Here is an 18,431-nt window from a genome sequence, read left to right as displayed (position 1 = left end):
ATATTGTCGTAAGAGTCTTAATAATCAACTGATATCAGAAGAAATAAATGTCTTCTAATAAGTAAATAATTGGATATTAGTCTTATATAACTTCCTATAAACCAAATAGTTGCGAAAAGACATCTACATAAGTTTTCTTGCTTAGGCAAATGACAAAAATTGGTATTTTTTTCCCTATTTAAGGATTTTAGAGATATTTTTGAATTTTGGGTGCTGAGAATCTTGCAGAAGCTCGAAGAGAAAACCTTCCAGCGTTGTAAATAACACACCGTCGGCTTGCATTTCGCGCATTGCAACTTCTTTCGCTAAAGGTTCACGAGAGCCAACAGCATCTGCTAAGACATGCACGACTCTTCCGCTACGCTTGAGGTCATAAACCGTCTGACGCACACAAATATGAGCTTCTACGCCGGCAAGAACTATATGTCTGGCTGATACAACATCTAAGGAACAGTCTGCCGAGAAACGTGTTTTTTCTAATACGGGTGCTTCAGGAGCAAGTTGAATGATGTTGGGCAAGGTTTTTCCGAGACCTTTGGGATATTGCTCGGTAAAGCATACAGGCAGATTCAATTTACCAGCACATGATACAAGCTGAACCCCTTTCTTCTCTAACAGCTCAAATTCATAGATTGAAGGCATCAGTTTTTCCTGCATATCTATTATAAGAACTGCAACATCGTCCTGCTTCATACGCCAATCCATAGGACTAGTATCTAGCTAAACCTTATGACCCAGCCAATTCCTTTTTCACCAAGCTTACGATATCATCTACAGAAGGTAGCCGCCCGCTGCCTTCATATCCGCAAGCTAGCATGCCAGCCTCAGGTTCAAAAATTATAACGCCTCTAGACTTGAGAATCTCAACATTGGCTACTGTAGCAGGGTGTTCCCACATCTTACCGTTCATGGCAGGGCAAGCGATGACTTTAGACTTTGCAGCTAATAAGATAGAGGTCAAAAGATCAGGCGCTAGGCCTTGAGCCATTTGCGCTAATAAGTGTGCTGTGACAGGAGCCAATAAAACGAGATCAGCCTGATCCGCTAACTCAATATGGGTGGTTCCCGCACCGGGATCTTCATCCCATAAGTTTGTATAAACGGGCCGCTTTGTAATCGCACCAAAACTCAAAGGCCTGACAAAATTCAAGGCACCCTCAGTCATAATGACATCTATCTCAAAACCTTGCTGAGTCAATTGGCTCGCTAATTCTACTGCTTTAAAAGATGCAATAGACCCGGTAACTCCCAATAAAATACGTGTATTCTCCATAACGATAAACTATTGAAATTGTGGATATCCATCTTCTCGGCTTAGTAGACGATGACTTGCACAGCGCTCAGCCCTCATGATAGCACGGAACTTCTGTAGATCTTCTTCAACCGAACCGCTCACTATAGTGTATCGGTAACCATGCCAAAAAGGCATCTCTTTAGCCGCATTTTCTAGCCTGGTTTGAATTTGCTCATCTGACTCTGTTCCTCGTTTCCTCAAACGCTTTTCCAATACTTCCAAACTAGGAGGTAATATAAAAACATCTATGAGCGCTTGCTGGATGAATGGGTCTTCTAAACCCCTTAATGTCCGAGCACCCACCACATCTACATCCAACATTACATCATGGCCGACTTTGAGGTGTTGCACCACCTCAGATCTCAAAGTCCCATAATAATTGCCATGAACCTTGGCATATTCTAAAAACTTACCTTCTTCAATACGCCTTTGAAACTCCTTACGGCTAATAAAGAAGTAATCCTCACCATCAACCTCTCCTGGACGTGATTCTCTTGTGGTGCAGGAAACTGAGAAAACAAACTCGGGTGTATGCCTTAGGTTATAACAAAGCGTAGACTTACCCGCCCCCGAGGGGGCAGAAACAACAAATAGAATTCCGTTACGACTCTCCATACTATTTAGCACTATATATGCTTATGATCCCTATCCGCGACTCAGTGACTTATTCAAAATTCTGAGCCTGCTCGCGAATCTTCTCTAACTCGGTCTTGAGTGCTACAGTTTTGTGTGAGACAAAGCCATTGTTAGACTTACTTCCAATAGTATTGACCTCTCGTCCCATTTCTTGAAGCATAAAATCTAAGCTCCTCCCTATGGTTGTCTTATCTTTCAACATGCGCTTAAGCTCAGCTAGATGGCCTTTAAAACGAGTTAGCTCTTCGGTAATGTCGCTACGATCTGCAAAGAATGCGATTTCCTTAACCAGCCGTTCATCGTCCACCTTAATATCGAGCTCTGCTTCCTTCAAGCGTTGCCGCATACTCTTACGAGCGCGATCCGTAACCTGAGGAGCATAAATTTCGAGCTCTTTTACTTCTTTTTGTAAGGCAACAACTGTCTTCTGTAGCTCCCTACAAAGAAAAGCTCCTTCACGCTGCCTTGCCTTTATCAACCGATTAAAAGCTATTTGAAAAAGCGCCCGGGTCTCTTTCTCAATCAAGTCTAGCGAAGCTTCCTTCTCCAACGTTTTGACCACACCTGGAAGAGTAAGAAAAAACTCTATACCTGGATCATCTGGACCTAGCTTCAGCTTTTTTTCGACTTTTTTGATTTGCTCCCGATAGTCTTCTAGAAGCTCTTCATCAATGATGACGCTACCCCTTGAATTGCCTTGGCATTCCTCCAATGTCACGTTCAAGATAACTCTACCTCGACGCAAGTTTTTATCTAAAAAATCTCGAAAGCTGCGTTCAATGGCCAATAGAAGACGCGGTATATTAATCACGACATCAAGTCCCTTGCGACTATTAATAGAGGAGACTTCAACCCGAATCCTATAGTTACCCACAAAGCTTTTTGATTCGGCAACGCCGTAACCTGTCATACTATTCATAGAAGAAACTTGGCTGCTTGATCTACATCCTTATCGCCACGCCCTGATAAGTTAATGATAACTACACTATCCTTATCCATTTTCGGCACAACCTTTAAAGCATACGCCACTGCATGAGAGGTCTCTAGAGCAGGAATAATACCCTCAAGCGAGGATAATTTTTGAAACGCGTCAAGCGCTTCTGCATCCGTTGCATAAGCATAGTCAGCCCGACCAATATCTTTCAAATAGCAGTGCTCTGGTCCAACTGCAGCATAATCCAAGCCTGCTGAAACCGAGTGTGTTAACTGAATCTGTCCATGCTCATCTTGTAGAATATAAGCACGAGTCCCTTGTAACACACCTAAACTTCCACCGGCAAAACGTGCTGCATGCTTACCCTCTTCAATGCCTTCGCCCCCCGCTTCCACACCCACCATCTTGACTTGTTTATCCTCTAAAAAGGCATAAAATAATCCGATCGCGTTACTGCCCCCACCAACACACGCCACCAAGACATCAGGTAACTTACCTGCTTTATCTAAAATTTGTTGACGAGCTTCATCACCAATGATGCGATGAAAATTCCTCACCATCATCGGATAGGGATGGGAACCATAGGCAGTTCCTAACACATAATGCGTATGACGAACATTGGTAACCCAGTCACGCATAGCCTCATTAACTGCCTCCTTCAGAGTTCTTTGACCTGCTTTTACAGCTACGACTTTAGCCCCCAAAAAACGCATACGAGCTACATTAAGCGCTTGGCGCTGCATATCCACTTCGCCCATATAAACAACACATTCTAGGCCAAACCTTGCTGCTACCGTAGCCGTAGCTACCCCATGCTGGCCTGCACCAGTTTCTGCTATCACACGCTTTTTACCCATGCGGACCGCTAAGAGAACCTGCCCCAGAGCATTATTTATTTTATGTGCGCCAGTATGTAAGAGATCTTCGCGTTTCAGATAAATTTGTGCCCCACCACAGTGCTCGGTGAAGCGCTCAGCAAAGTAGAGAGGCGTTGGTCTGCCTGTAAAATCTTTCTGCATCGAGAGCAACTCACTATTAAAATCAGCATCCTCCTTTGCTTCAAGGTAGGCTTTCTCTAGTTCTTTAAGTGGGAACATCAGGGTTTCTGGCACATACATGCCTCCAAATTGACCAAAGTAACCCTGCTTGTTAGGCAAAACCCCTACTTCTCTTAAGACTGCTGACATATTTCCACAAACTCTTTCATTTTATTATGATCTTTTAGACCTGGCTCTAGCTCCACTCCACTACAAACATCTACCGCATAGGGTTGAACCTCTGATATGGCCTTTTTTATATTCAGACAACTAAGACCACCTGCTAAGATACACGGTTTGTCCGTTTGTGCCATAAAAGCCTTTGCCAAATCCCAATTGAACACTTGTCCGGTTCCTCCATACTTAGCACTTGATTTATCCAATAAAAAGGCGTCTATCTCATACTCATGCAATGATCTTCCCTCTTTCCCGGGTAGCCCTAAAGCTTTCACTAAATGAGAGCTCGTTTGGGATGCTAACTGCTTGCAATAGGAGGGCTGTTCGTCCCCATGTAATTGAATCACGTCAAATGAGCCGGATTTATCAAGTTCCGTTATACTTTCTAGACTCATATTTACCACTACGACAACGCGGTGGATAAATGGTGGCAAAGCCTTCGCTATTTCGATCGCATCTTGCGGATTAATGTATCGAGGGCTTTTGGAATACAATATAAAACCTACCGCATCAACGCCTAAATCGACAGCTTTAGCTGCATCCCTCTTATTCGTCATCCCACAGATCTTTATTCTTGGCCTCATACCACTCATTTAAAACAAACAGCATAATGGCACTAGCCAAAATCTCCACTTAAAACGACTTCTCTACCCATCAAACGCTGTCCGGTACCACCATCCACCCTTTAGTCCGAGGTAAATTCACACCCTGACCTCTCCATCAGCCAGAAGCTGTAAAAAGAGGAAATTCAATCAATCGAAATTTCATTTCCGCCTCCTCTCTTTCTGATTTCACTAGAAAATCAAAAGAGACAGTTAAATCCCCAATTTTCTGGCAAATAAGATGCCTCCATATCAAGCGTGTTAATGAGACTCATTCTCATAATTTTAGTTGACTGTTATCTTACTTAAAATAATCTTGTCTAAAACAATTATTAAAAAGATATGAATAGAAAAACAACAGTACTGTACGCATCTCAAATGGGTGCGGCAGCGGAATTGGGCGGAAGAGCAGCTGATGATTTAACTGAAGCTGGTATTGAAACAACAGATGTGGATTTGAGTGACTACAATTTAGAAAATTTGAAGTCAGAGCAGGATGTGCTCATTATTGCGAGCACCTGGGGCGAGGGCGAACCACCGGATGATTGCCTGGATTTTTATGAGGCACTGACTTCTCAAGATCCTCTTGGCTTATCAGACTTAAGATTTGCCACTTTTGCACTTGGGGATTCTTCTTATGAACATTTCTGTAAACACGGTAAGGATTTGGATGAGCATTTTGAAAGACACGGGGGTCGTAGAATGATCGAGCGTGTTGACTGTGACATGGACGAACAGGAGCAATATCCCATCTGGATAGAAAAGGTCATCAAAATTCTCAAGAGTAATGTTCTTCAAGAAGCCTAAGCTCACGAGATTAACAGTTGGCCACAAAAGCCTAGGGATGTGCTGATATGGCGGCTAACTGAAACTGTAGCTTTGACCGCTTTGTCTGAGTAAGCATTAGAACCTCATTCATAGAAAGGTAAGCTGACACTGAGAGATTTATAAGTATGCGCTGTAAAGAAAAATTAGTCTAGGATGCCTAATCTGTTAGGACTTAGTTATTCACACATTCTTGGTAATTTCTATTCCTAACTCCCGAATGTAATCATGATTCAAAAAAGTAGCAATGTACCTCATGTCCTCATCTTGGGCGGTGGATTTGGTGGTCTGGCTTGTGCTAACAGGCTAGCAAAGAGTGGTGTCAAAATCACTCTGGTGGATAGAAATAATTATCATCTATTTCAACCTCTACTCTACCAAGTAGCAACTGCTGGGCTTTCTCAAACAGAGATCGCCAAACCGATCCGTTCAAATTTATCTGGCCAAAAAAACACTACGGTAATCATGGATGAAGTTATTGGGATAGACTTAAAGGAAAAAAAAATAGAACTAAAATATAACACCCTAACCTATGATTACCTTATTATTGCTCTTGGCGGTGTTACTAGCTATTTCGGTAATGATCATTGGGGAAAACATGCAATTGGTCTAAAATCTCTAAACGACGCTACCAGCATCAGAAAAAATGTCCTCTATGCTTACGAAAAAGCTGAAATGACGGCAGATGAATCCATGCACAAAAGGCTGATGACTAGCGTAGTAGTTGGGGGAGGACCTACGGGCGTCGAAATGGCGGGTGCACTTATGGAATTAGCCCATCACGTACTAGCGAAAGATTTTCAACATGTTGATGTCAAGGAATCAAAAGTCATTCTGATCGAAGCTTCCCCCAAAATACTAGGTACTTTCCCAGACCCTCTTCCAGAAAAAGCAAAGCAGGCTCTTGAAAATCTAGGTGTTGAAGTAAAAACAAATTGCCCTGTCAAAGACATCCAAGAAAAGAAAGTTTTCCTCGAAAAGGAGACTCTCGAAGCGGAGAATATCATCTGGGCAGCAGGGGTTCAGGCACCAAAGTTAACTCAAGAATTGGGTGTCAAGCTAGACAGAGGAGGACGTATTCTCGTGGAGCCGGATTGCTCACTCCCAGAATTTCCAGATGTCTTTGCTATTGGAGATATTGTCACGCTCACAGATGCAGAAGGTCAAAGAGTACCAGGAGTCTCTCCTGGTGCTATTCAGATGGGGCAATTTGTAGCTGATATCATTTCTACCGAAATTTCCAAAGCCCCCCAAACTAAAAGAAAATCCTTTGTTTATTTTGACAAAGGAAGCATGGCTACTATAGGAAGATCTAAAGCCATTGCTGCCATCGGACCTCTAAAGTTCTCTGGCCTACTCGCTTGGCTCCTATGGCTGCTTGTCCACTTACTTTTCTTGATAGGTTTTAGAAACCGAGTGATGGTTTTGGTTCAATGGTTTTATTCCTACGTTCAATATCAACGCGGCGCCCGTATTATTACAAATCTTCATCAACCCCAAGAGGCCTTCTCCGCTAATCATTAAAGAAGTCACATATCATGCATTCTATTCAATTCGGAAACAAAAAGATAGAGCTTGGCTTAAAAAGAGAATCTTATTTAGGCCTAGCCTATTATTTTCCCGAAGCGAAAGAACATGATGGCAATAACTTTACACTCGAATTGAAAGGAAATCGCTTTGAACTATTTGAGCACCTCAACGGTTTTGGTCCACTGTTAGCCATCTATTCGAGCGGCCCCGTTATTACAAAGCGAATTTATTCTGAAACTTACTTCCACCGAGAAAAAAGCTCCATATTGGAAGTCGATGGTTATCATATTTTTAATCCTCAATCTATCTCTAGCATATGGGTTGCAGAAGAAACCATCTCAAATAGACTTGTTCTTAGTATCCAATTTTATGATCTGCAACAAAGAGGCTTTTTGAAACTGTGTTTGTCGACAGAATCAGACCTAGACCACTTTCATCAGTGGATAATAAACCTAATAGATGAAAGCCCTGATCATTGCACAAAAAGCTCGTGTACCAGTCAATCATCTAAAGCACACCTTGACAAAGTAGCTTCAAAAAAATCAACCTACTGTAAAAAGGTCAAAGAGTGCGAATCCCTTAGCATAGACCCTGTATCTTTGCCATTGTTAATGCGTAAAGCGAAAGAAAAAAATATACCTTTGCAGATGCAATCTATATCCCCAGCTATGCGCCATTGCGAAACAATCGACTTTTTTGAAACACAAGAACTATCTCAGTACGCTACTATTGAAGCAAAGGGCCTTAGCGTGCTTTTAGACACAAAGCTGACTCATAAAGCAACGCTCTGCAGACCCCTTAATGAGATAACCACACCCTATGCATTAAATATCTTTGGGAAGTGCAACTCCTTTCATACTGTATTGGTTCCGGCATTAAATATGAAAGATCGTAGAACTACTAGTTGGATAGAGGACCTTAACAAAATTTACCAGTCTCAAGCCTAAGATTTTGCCAACGCCATTGTCATAGCGTTGGTAATCATCTGTAATTTGCTCGATCAACACCCGCCTCCTCTCGATGAGGTTAGATATCTCAACACTAGGGCTGAATGGAGAGCATTCTCTTGTTAGAACTTCTTTACTGTCCCTATTAGTTAGATAAGGGCTTTATCTTAAGACATAGCCTTGGGTTATTGCTGGGCGGCAACTCACCAAACCAAAATATCAAATTCAGTGCTTTTGGTAACATCAAAATATTTGACAATACTATCGGCAAAAGCTAGCTTTATGATGATCCGCTTAGATATAAATTGCCTATTCATACTACTTTTTCTTCATTCTACGGTATTAGCCTCTAAACCACTCTGGCAATTAGAGGAATGGTCTAAAGGTCGTCAACTTGTTTGGGCCAAACCTGGCAAAAAGGGAGCCTTAAAATCTCCCCAAAATTGGCTTGAAAATGGCAAGCCAGCGAAAAAAGCACCTGATCGCGAAACAGATATTATTCTACCAGCCGCCGATCGTTATTACATTGTTAGTGCGACGCGCCAGGATCAGGTAAGGCATGTTACGATTGAGGAAAACGCTGAGCTTGCCGCTGGGTCACGTAATGCCATAGAGGTATGGGGAAATGTGGATGTCAAGGATGGAGGCTGGATTAGCAATGTATCCATCCGTGGTGACAAAGATACTTATTTTAACATTGAGGAATCGAAGTTTGCTGGCAACGGCCGGATATATCACCACGTAACCAATAAGTTAGGCATCGACAAGCGATGCAACTCTCGAATCGCACACAAATTTCAGGTATCTAAAATAGGGACCAAATCTGTCGAATTCCTTAGCAACGTTGGCGTAAGTGATGAAGTGATGCTGCAGCATGGCAAAGTCATTATAAGTGGTGATTTTCGTTACAGCGGTGCCACTAACAAAGGAGCCTTTGAAGTATTCGATGGAGGAATTCTAGAAATCCAATCAGGTGGAGCTCTTGCTACCATGATTAATGCAAATGGGAAATCTGTTTACAACGTTAATGTCTACCGCAATGGTGTTCTGCAAGCTGGTTCACCGGAACGCCCATTAACCGAAGATGCTTATCTCTACTTGGGTTTTGCTAATAACAGGAAGCCAGGCACTACAGGACTCTATACAGCGTTGGGTTCGTTCATTCGTGTCTACTCTAAGGATCCCGAAAAGGCTAGACTTGTGATTACTTCCGTTACGTCTAATCCAGAAATCAAAGACGGCCAGGGTCGTCCTATGGGGCAAAAAGATGAAAAAGCCTCTGGTCGCAAAGGCATCATGTTGCAATTAGGCGGTGATGTGAAGCTAAATGGCGTGCACTTTGATTACTTGGCAAAAGGCGGCATAGGGTTATCTGATCCTAAGATCGCTAGCAAGTGGGAAAACATAACATATGGTAACCATAACGCTTCAAGTAATCGCAAAGACCTGATTTCGAAAATGAAAGCAGATCCAAATTCCTATTACCATAAGCGCGGTGATCAAAAGTCAGAATGGGGAATGACCGAAATGGCCATAAAATCTATGAACAAACACCTAAGTGAATATGAACCCTTTCAATTAAAAGCAATTCCTGAAAACACCCAAATGAAAAAAGTAGGAGAGGGTAAAGAGCAGATAAAGACCCCAATTGCCAAGATTTTCAATGACTCTGTAGAGGTAGAAATCCAAAGTAAAGTGCCTGGAGCTCAGATCAAATACACGACAGATGGCAGCTTACCCGATGCCAGCTCCCCAACTTATACAAGCCCGTTTAGCTTGACGGAAACAAGTAAACTAACTGTGCGTGCTTATAAAAAAGGTGTTGGTTTTAGCCCTACTTACACCACCACATATGTGATTGAGTAGTAGTTCAGAATGTCCCTAAGAAAATCCCTCATACCCCTTCATATTTGCTTAGTTTTATATCTTGTAGCGCCCAAGACCCATGCAGTTATAAACCCTGCTTTACAGCCGGACGTTTACTTCAGCAAATATGATAATGTCCTTGTTCTTGAAGTAACATCCGTCGATACCAAAGAATCAAAGGCAAGCTTTAAGGTTACGGAAACGATAAAAGGCCCTACGCCTGTAGGAGAAACAATCGAGGTAATCTTTACCGGTTCCCTAGCAAATCAAGTAGAGTCTCGCCATAGCCAAGGACGCTTAGTAAAAGGCAACTCCTTCCCTGTTTTTGCAGGAAGACCTAGTAAACGTCGCTCAAGTCGACAAGTGCGTTTTTACTTAGATGAGTTCCTCGTGGGTGAAGTAACTGCTCCTGGTGTTTTTACTCTGGGTATTGAACAGGAAATGGAATCTGATTCACAGGGGAATAAAGTCAATACACTTGCAGGAATCTTTAATGGAATGAGTTCTCAACTGATCCAGATGCTTCGTGAAATGGCACTAAATACAGATTTCTATCCACGCAAGGCTTATGTGAAATTTAAACCTGATATCCTCATTGCCGATCTAGAGCAATCTGTTGAAGGAATCGGGATTTTTGATATCAATGGAGATGGTTTGGAGGACATTGCTGCAGCCTCTCTAGGAGGCGACCGTCTATTTATCCAAGTAGAGCCTATGGTCTTCACTGACTTTACCAAGGAGTATGGGATCGATACCAAAAGTGCGAGCCTTTCTTTTGCAGACTTTGATTGTGATGGCCTGAACGATCTTTTGCTAGGCAATACTTTCTATCGAGGAGTATTTTCCGAGAAATTTAAATTAGAGAAGGGCCCTTCTCTTGATTTTTCTAAGTTTGGAAAACTGAAAGCAGCTTCTTTTGTAGAACTAAATCAGGATGGCTATCCAGATATCATAGCGAGTTTTGAAGGCAATGGATTACGAGTCTTTCTAAATCCCGCAGATGCTCAGAAACCTTTTGTCATAGTTCCTGATCATTTGGGCCTGCCTGCAAAGGGTAATGGTTATATAAGTGTTGGAGATTGGGATGGTGATTTACGAACTGATTTATTTTATGCCGAAGGACAAGGACTTTTGTTTGTTCAAAATCAAACTGGATTGTATGAGGCACAGGAACACGACATTGCTTACCTATTCCGTACTGGCTTAGACACTTACGGTCAAACTGGTGCTGGAGTATTCATGCCAACTTATGATACCGATAAAATGGATCTCATTATACCCGTCGAGAAAGATTGGATCATTGCTACTAACATAGATGACGTTCCAACGGACATCAGTATGTATGGAAATGAGATAAGCGAAGGTTCCGACTATCACTTAGCCACAGCTTATGCAGATCTCAACATAGATGGATATATGGACATTTATACCGTTAGTGATCAACAAAAGGAAAACCGCTATATCATCAACCGTGGTTATGGATCCTACATGCTTTCAAAAGTACATGTAGATGATAAACCACTATTCAAAGGTCCTGCTCACGGGAGTGGTGGCCGTTCCTTAGCCTTGGGCGATATAACGGATGATGGGGTTCCAGATATCTTGATTGGAAACAGTGAGGGCAAGATTTACTTGATTGAGAATGATACCTTGTCCATGCGAGTTAAAACGGACTTAATGAAAAAGGATGAAAGCCGCCTGATGAATGTAAGGCTTTGTTCTGTTAGGGTTTTAGGACCCAAAGGTGTAATAGGTGCTAGGGTGCGGTTATTGAATTCAAAGGATGAGGTAGTTATTCGTAAAGACATTGGTGTTAATTTGACTACAGGATGTGCAAGTCCAGATAACGTTTGTTTGGCGGTTCGGATTCCCGGTGTTTATAAATTAAAAGTAACCTATGCAGATGGCTATTTATTCGAATCGACTGTCGATTTAAGCAACGAAACTCGGGTTTCCATAGTGGCCCAAAGAAGTGATCAGGAGGCAGATGATGCTGTATGGTGATCTGGGAGTGGTTCCCATTTTTGTTAACGCAGGAGCAGCATTAGCGCCTGCATTCGCGGCAAGTCTTGCGACATTTTTTGCATTATTATTTAAACCCAAAGCTCTTTTTAAGGCTTGCATGAACAAACCTATCATTCCCATTATTGTCCTAGTTGTTATAGGCGCTATTACAACCCTTTTTATACTCTGGCCGGCACCCCATGCAAATAACACCGGCCGCGGGCGTTCCCTTGTTACTACAAACGCAGGTGGACATGGTGGCATCTATGTTGACTGGACTTCAATTGCCTTGGCTAGAATTGAAGCTAAAACAAAAGGCAACTTGGTAGCACCACAGCCTGTCAAAACGCCTCTAGATAGCTCGCTATCTCGGAATTCTCCATTTATTTTTCGTGGAAGTCCCTCACGCTTAGGAGCTGAAGGTTCATCACCAGATGGCTCCCTTTCTCTATTATGGTCCTATTACCCAAGCTGGACTGACCTTGATGGTTCAGTGCAACGCGTTGACACCGCCCTTATGCTTTCCAGCCCCGCAGTCATGAATAACAGGGTTTATGCCGCCTCTTGTGAATTAGATCCTCCCAATAGCTACGGTATTATCTTTTGCCTTGATGCGATGACTGGAAAAACTATTTGGTCGGTGGATGAAATTAAAGGTGAAGAGCTCATAGGCTTTTTCAGTTCACCTGCCCTAACTGCAGATGGGCAATATGTTATAATAGGTCAAGGTCTACATCCTGATACCAATTGTAATCTTATTTGCCTAAATGCGGCCGATGGCCGTGTTCATTGGACAGTGCAGACTGAACTACATATTGAAAGTTCGCCAGTAATAGAAGATGGCGTTGTTTACGTTGGAGCAGGCGCCATCGAGGACCCTACCACCAAAAAACCCATTAGCCATCCGGGTTATGTCATGGCAGTGAAAATTGAAACAGGTGAGGTGCTTTGGGAGCACGATGTTATTGACCCAGAGAGTTCTCCAGTATTTAGTGATGGCGTTCTTTATATTGGAAGTGGGATGAATGGAAAAGCGGTTGTTGCTATGAAAACAGCCCCTCAACTTTCCGCAGCTGAACGTGAACTTTGGAAGACACCCGCACCTTACCCTATTACTGCTGCTGTTACCCTATCGGGAGATCGGGTTTTAATTTGCGGTGGTAACGGAGACTTTGTTTTTAGGGCTCCTGATCCGGCCGGAATTATCATGGCCCTCGATAAGAAAAGCGGAGAAATTATTTGGAGCTCAGAAATGCCAGATGCGGTCCTCGGCGCTGTTGCTGCAGCTGAGAAAATTGTAGCACCCGTTGCCTCAGGTGTAGTTGTAGCTTTGGATCCAGAAACAGGGGAAACGCTATGGTCTACGTCTATTAATGGTAAAGCACCTGTGTTAGCGGCAACTTCTGTTGTAGATGGAAAAGTGTATGCCGTTAGCAATGATGGCTACATGGCTGTTCTTTCACTTGAAGATGGATCTATACTAGAGCGTATCTATATCAACGAAAAGACTCGGCCAGGCGAACAAAGCCTCTCCATAAGTTCACCCTATATCTATCACGGCAAAATTTTTGTCGGCAGTGAGACGGGAGGACTTCGTTGTTATGTCGGCGAGTAAACTATTGCTCTTACCCCTAAAAGAAGCGGATACTTCCATAGACTTGGTAGGAGGGAAGGCTTTAAATCTTGCAAAGATGCTACAATGGGGGCTTCCTGTTCCTGATGGCTTTGTGGTTACCATCGAAGCCTATCAGGCTTGTTCGGGTTCTAAGTTGACAGCAACGCTGTCAGAAGAAATTGTTTCAGCTATTGAAAGACTTGGCGTAGACGAGCTGTATGCCGTTCGCTCATCCGCGAGTGCCGAAGATTGGGGTGATGCCTCCATGGCGGGACAATATGAAACTTTCTTAAATCTCAAAAGCCCTCAAGAGATTTTATGCGCTATTGAAGATTGTTGGAATAGCCTTAAAACAGAGCGGACACAAGCTTACCTGGCGGAGCAAGGCATTGATATCAACCAAGTTGCTATGGCTGTTATAGTTCAAAAACAGGTTAAATCCGAGACCTCCGGAGTTTTATTTACAGTGGATCCTAAATGCGGTGATCGGGATGTCATGATTCTAGAAGCCGTCTGGGGCTTAGGAGAATCTTTGGTATCCGGTGAAGTTCAGCCTGATGTAGTAAGAATTAAAAAAAGCGCCTTGGAAGTTCTTTCCTATCATGTTGCCTGTAAGAAAGAAGCTATCTATCCGGGAAATTCCACACCCTCACCTGTCGAAGAACTCATCAGAGAGCGAGCTTGTCTGAATTTCAATCACCTCAAAGATTTACATCAATTAGGTATTCAGGCTGAGACATTTTTTGGCGGACCACAGGATGTAGAATGGGCCATTGAGGCGAACAGAGTTTACCTCTTGCAATCACGGGCGATTACTACCTTAGATGGGATAGATGCCTTTAATGAAATTTTATCTTCAACAAAGCAAGACCTAGCCAATGAAATTGATGAAAAAAGAGGCCCCTGGGTTCGTCATAACCTGGGTGAAACATTGCCACACCCCACAACTCTAACATGGTCCATCATCGCTCCATACATGTCTGGTAATGGTGGCTTTGGAAAGATGTATCAACAGTTGGGTTTTAAGCCTGGTCCTATCGTTGAAGACAGAAGTTTTCTGAGGCGTATTTGCGGGGAAATTTATATGGACTGCTCCCTCATGGCAGAAATGTTTGCTAAAAATTATCCCTTTGCTTATGACACCAGCCTATTAAGAGAAAATCCAAATGCAGCTCAGCAACCTCCAAGTAAGCCTGTTGGCAATCTAAAGGAACTGAGTATCGCTGCAAAGCTAGCAAATAAGGCCTTTTTAAACATTGATCAAATGGCAGGGCACTTGGATAAAGATTTTGATCAAATATTTGTTCCGGAAATAACTCAATGGGCTCATCAAGAAGCTGGTAAAAACCTTTCCGCATTCAATGATCAGGATCTGATCAAGACATGGGAAAGACAAACTGACAAAGTACTCAACTATTTCGGCCCTTCGGCGTTCCTACCAAGTATGGTGGAGGCGGTTGCCGTTGATAAACTAAAGCAGCAACTAGAAGCTTACGCTTGGCGAGATGATATCGACAAGCTCCTTGCCTCACTTTCAGTTAGCAAGGAGTTGGACAAAACACTGCAGGCTAGTATAGACCGAGATCGTTTAGATGATCAAACATGGCTTGGACTATACGGTCATCGAGCTACCTCAGAATTCGAACTCGCCTCTCCTCGTTGGATTGAGACACCTGAAATACTCAAGACAATACAAGCCCAGGACATTGCCACCACCCATAAAACTCGCTTAAAGGCCTCTGAAGCAGCTTTGGAAAAAATGGCCCAAGAACTTAAAAACTCCGAAATCGCAAAAATACGCGAAGCGACAGAACTTGCACAGAGGTATTTGCGATTTCGTGAAGACGGTAAATTTTATTTCATGCTTGCATATGCCCAGCTTAGGCGAACCGCTCTCGAATTCGGCCAAAGGCTGCAAATTGGTAATGATGTGTTTCATCTTCAAGCAGATGAAATGCTAAAATCACTCAAGTCGGGATTCGTACCACTAGATAAAATTTCTAAACGGCGTTTGCAGTATAAGGCAGAAAAAAGAATCGTATTGCCACATGTAATTGATTCTGAAGATATACGCTCCTTAGGCTCCCCAATCAAGAGAGCTGAGGGCGATACACTAAAGGCCTTTTCTCTATCCACAGGATTTGTTAGCGGAGTCGCTAATATTGTAAAAGAACCTCGTAAAGCAGATAACTTTGTGGATGGTGGAATATTAGTTTGCCCCTCTACAGACCCATCCTGGACCCCCCTTTTCACCCGAGCTTCAGGACTGGTCATGGAGCGAGGTGGATCCCTTTCACATGGTGCAGTAGTTGCTCGTGAGATAGGACTTCCAGCCGTGATTTTAGATGGAGCTACTGAGATTTTAAAAGAAGGAGAGAGCATTACGCTAGATGCCAATGCCGGATTTATATGGAGAGATGATGAGTCAAAACTAAGCTTTGACAACGATTCCTTAAATTCTCTCAAACCACCTCCCCTTAGCATTAAAGAAGCCCATATAAACAAGTGGGGTGTCATAATTGGGTTATTTTGGACAGTTGTGCTATTGGCGTTTTTCTTGCTACCGCCAACATGGTTTAAGGAACCCATCTTTTCTTTTTATGACGGGCTGTTATGGCCACTAATTCGTCAATTTGGTATGATTGGCTCAGTTGGATTGATTGCTATTTTCTTCGGCTTTTTACCCATCTTCATGCAAAAGCTGTTTACAGATAATGCGAGAATTTTGGAGGCGAAAGAACGGTCAACACGTTTACGGAAAAAAGCAGCAACCTTGCCTCAAAATAGCGCTAAGCGTAAAGAACTTGAAAGTCTAGCGGCGCCTACCACGAGCCGTATTCTCAAAGCATCTATGGTTCCTCTAGCATTTATTTTAGGGCCCATGATCATATTGTTCATGTGGTTTCCCGTTCGTGTCGATCCTCTGTCTTGGAACGCGAATCCGGGGCGTATGGTCAGTGTCGTGGCGGAAGTCGATGGAGATTTTCTGGAGCCAATCCAAATGCAAGTGCCTGAGCCCCTTGCTTTAAATTCTAAAATATCTCAAAGTCTACCACCTATTCGGAGTGAATTAGAAGAACTCTCTCGTGAATGGGCCGAAGCCAGTGACCTATCTGATTTACCCTGGGAAGTTCAAAGTGCAGCAGATCATGCACGCTTAGCTCTAGTTTCCAGTCTAGATAATTATTTAAGGACAGATATTCCTCCCCAAAAATTGAGTTGGCTTATCCATATACCTGAAACAGCTCTTGGGATTTATCCTATTTCCCTAAGAATAGGCAGCGAGGAGACCTTTGATTTTAATCTAGTTTTTGGTCAAAGTGCACCACCTATGCCTAACTTGTTTACAGATGTCTCACCTCAGCTTCTATCACTACAAATCAACTACCCAAGGCCGCTAAAGAAGGCGAGTTTCTTCAAACTGCCGCTTCTGAATTGGGACATAGGATGGTTAGGCATCTATCTCCTTTTCTATTTGCCAGCTATGTTTATAGCCAAAGCGTTGCTTCGAGTTCCCTAAATGAATGCCACAAGGCATCGGTTGCCTTGAAAGAGTCAAACTTGTTTAGCCTGCAGCTGTCATCCACAGATTCCAGACTCACCAGAGATCTTTCCCTAAAATACTCGTAAGGCTTGCACGACTCGATTATTTTTCGATAATCATCAGCTATGAGAACAACAGCATGGCTCTTTTTTATATTAAGCTTATTATCACAATTCCTTAATCATGATGTGCTAGCGAGCAACCAAGCAGATAGACTTATCCAGCAAGCGCGTCAAGACATACGGAAACAAAACTTCTCTAGTGCATTAGAGACTTTGAATCAAGCTATAGGAATCGCCCCCAATCATGCAACTGCCTATGACCTCAAAGGAGCCACTCTCACTAGAATGGGAAAAGACGATCCTATCTTTTATGATAAAGCAATAGCTTCTTATGAGAAACTAGTATCGCTTAGACCTGACTCAGAACTCGTTGCCGCATTCAACATAGGTGAATGCTACTTTCTCAAGAAAGACTATGATAAAGCAATTATTCAATTTCAAAAATTCAGTGCCTCCCCCATAGCTAAGGAAGTGGACGATTTATTGAAATTAAAATTATTCCTTTGCCATCTTATAAGCGATAATAAAGTTTATGTCAGCAAGGCCTTAGAGAATGCGGTGCCTTCTGCTCAAAGCTCCTTCTACTACTATGCTAACTCCGCCAAATACTACCATGAAGGGAACAAGGATAAAGCCAAGGGCTATTTCAATTCCGCTGCAGGAATTTACCCACCCAGCATCCATAGGACGATGGCGGACTCCCTAGTCGAACTCGAGTGGATAACTTCAGAACTAACAGAAACACAAGAAGAAGTCCCTGCTCAAATTGATGATGAACTTGATTCCCTTGGCTTGAACAAAATGAATATTCTCATCAATCCATCTGATAAAGATGAACCAAATAAGTAGAAAACAGCCCTTTAAAACCCTAATCAATCTTACAGCTTACATCCCGCAGCACTCCAACTTATTGAGAGCATTTTCTCTTGAAACCCGGTTTTTGTTATAGAAGTTGAGCCAAACGCATTCTAAGTTTTGGGAACATTAAGCCTAGAAGACTTTTTTGATACGCAGCATCACAAGAACAAAAAACAGACGCATTGCTCATGGTTGCAAGAGAAGTCAAATAGAATAGACCATGGTCATAGCTGTCAAAAGGTTATCATTCTAGGAGACTGTATCGTAAGTGACCGGAGTTCTTAATTTGGACCAGATAGAATGTTAGTATTTCTGTTAATCATTAATGGTTTAGGTTGTTTGTCAAGGTTCTGTGGAGCGAAGGACATAGTCCGTAACGGAACAGAACCTTGGCGATTGGAAAATTCTTGTGGGGTTAGATAATTCAATGAGCTGTGAGGACGATAGGTGTTATATTCTCTTCGATAGTCTTCAAGCACTACTTTGGCTTCTGTCATATT

The 18,431-nt window shown here is 42.7% G+C and carries 14 protein-coding genes and 1 pseudogene; 8 read left to right on the top strand and 7 right to left on the bottom strand.

Features of this window, described 5'->3' with window-relative positions:
- Window positions 1–174: 174 nt before the first annotated feature.
- From AAGA18_06500 to AAGA18_06475, 6 genes are read right to left on the bottom strand one after another with little or no spacing between them, the layout of a single operon-like run.
- Window positions 175–705 carry an isochorismatase family protein gene (locus tag AAGA18_06500; GenBank protein MEM9444985.1) on the bottom strand — a complete coding sequence of 177 codons (531 nt, stop codon included), beginning with the start codon at window positions 703–705 and terminating at the stop codon, window positions 175–177.
- 22 nt (window positions 706–727) lie between these two features.
- Entirely contained in the window at window positions 728–1,273 is a 546-nt protein-coding gene (locus AAGA18_06495; protein MEM9444984.1) for a flavoprotein, read from the bottom strand.
- Between the two features lie 9 nt (window positions 1,274–1,282).
- Window positions 1,283–1,909, bottom strand: a complete 627-nt coding sequence (gene gmk / locus AAGA18_06490; GenBank protein MEM9444983.1) for a guanylate kinase — start codon at window positions 1,907–1,909, stop codon at window positions 1,283–1,285.
- Window positions 1,910–1,958: 49 nt separating this feature from the next.
- A complete protein-coding gene (locus tag AAGA18_06485; protein MEM9444982.1) occupies window positions 1,959–2,849 on the bottom strand; it encodes a YicC/YloC family endoribonuclease in 891 nt (296 codons plus the stop codon).
- Window positions 2,846–4,051: a tryptophan synthase subunit beta gene (gene trpB, locus AAGA18_06480; protein MEM9444981.1), complete on the bottom strand. Its 1,206-nt coding sequence runs from the start codon at window positions 4,049–4,051 to the stop codon at window positions 2,846–2,848. Before trpB ends, AAGA18_06485 begins: the two co-directional genes overlap by 4 nt.
- Window positions 4,036–4,662, bottom strand: coding sequence for a phosphoribosylanthranilate isomerase (locus AAGA18_06475; GenBank protein ID MEM9444980.1), 627 nt, complete (start codon window positions 4,660–4,662; stop codon window positions 4,036–4,038). The genes trpB and AAGA18_06475 overlap by 16 nt, the downstream gene beginning before the upstream one ends.
- 360 nt (window positions 4,663–5,022) lie before the next feature.
- Between AAGA18_06475 and AAGA18_06470 the strand changes: the two genes are divergently transcribed.
- From AAGA18_06470 to AAGA18_06435, 8 genes are all read left to right on the top strand, one after another.
- Window positions 5,023–5,487: a flavodoxin domain-containing protein gene (locus AAGA18_06470; GenBank protein MEM9444979.1), complete on the top strand. Its 465-nt coding sequence runs from the start codon at window positions 5,023–5,025 to the stop codon at window positions 5,485–5,487.
- A 246-nt stretch (window positions 5,488–5,733) separates the two neighbouring features.
- A complete protein-coding gene (locus tag AAGA18_06465) occupies window positions 5,734–7,029 on the top strand; it encodes an NAD(P)/FAD-dependent oxidoreductase (GenBank protein ID MEM9444978.1) in 1,296 nt (431 codons plus the stop codon).
- Window positions 7,030–7,043: 14 nt separating this feature from the next.
- Window positions 7,044–7,982 carry a hypothetical protein gene (locus tag AAGA18_06460; GenBank protein ID MEM9444977.1) on the top strand — a complete coding sequence of 313 codons (939 nt, stop codon included), beginning with the start codon at window positions 7,044–7,046 and terminating at the stop codon, window positions 7,980–7,982.
- Window positions 7,983–8,264: 282 nt separating this feature from the next.
- The gene (locus tag AAGA18_06455; protein ID MEM9444976.1) at window positions 8,265–9,848 is read left to right on the top strand and encodes a chitobiase/beta-hexosaminidase C-terminal domain-containing protein; all 1,584 of its coding nucleotides are present in this window, start codon (window positions 8,265–8,267) and stop codon (window positions 9,846–9,848) included.
- A 9-nt stretch (window positions 9,849–9,857) separates the two neighbouring features.
- On the top strand, window positions 9,858–11,852 hold the full coding sequence (locus AAGA18_06450; protein ID MEM9444975.1) for a VCBS repeat-containing protein: 1,995 nt from the start codon (window positions 9,858–9,860) through the stop codon (window positions 11,850–11,852).
- Complete coding sequence (locus AAGA18_06445) at window positions 11,836–13,467, top strand: PQQ-binding-like beta-propeller repeat protein (protein ID MEM9444974.1); 1,632 nt, start codon at window positions 11,836–11,838, stop codon at window positions 13,465–13,467. Before AAGA18_06450 ends, AAGA18_06445 begins: the two co-directional genes overlap by 17 nt.
- Window positions 13,454–16,987, top strand: coding sequence for a PEP/pyruvate-binding domain-containing protein (locus AAGA18_06440; GenBank protein MEM9444973.1), 3,534 nt, complete (start codon window positions 13,454–13,456; stop codon window positions 16,985–16,987). Before AAGA18_06445 ends, AAGA18_06440 begins: the two co-directional genes overlap by 14 nt.
- Before the next feature lie 149 nt (window positions 16,988–17,136).
- Entirely contained in the window at window positions 17,137–17,922 is a 786-nt protein-coding gene (locus AAGA18_06435) for a tetratricopeptide repeat protein (protein ID MEM9444972.1), read from the top strand.
- A gap of 410 nt (window positions 17,923–18,332) precedes the next feature.
- On the opposite strand, the pseudogene AAGA18_06430 reads toward AAGA18_06435, so the two are convergent.
- Window positions 18,333–18,431, bottom strand: a pseudogene (locus tag AAGA18_06430) (integrase core domain-containing protein).

It is taken from the genome of Verrucomicrobiota bacterium (genome assembly GCA_039192515.1).
Classification (GTDB): Bacteria; Verrucomicrobiota; Verrucomicrobiia; order Methylacidiphilales; family JBCCWR01; genus JBCCWR01.
This window is presented reverse-complemented; position numbering and strand designations above follow the sequence as displayed.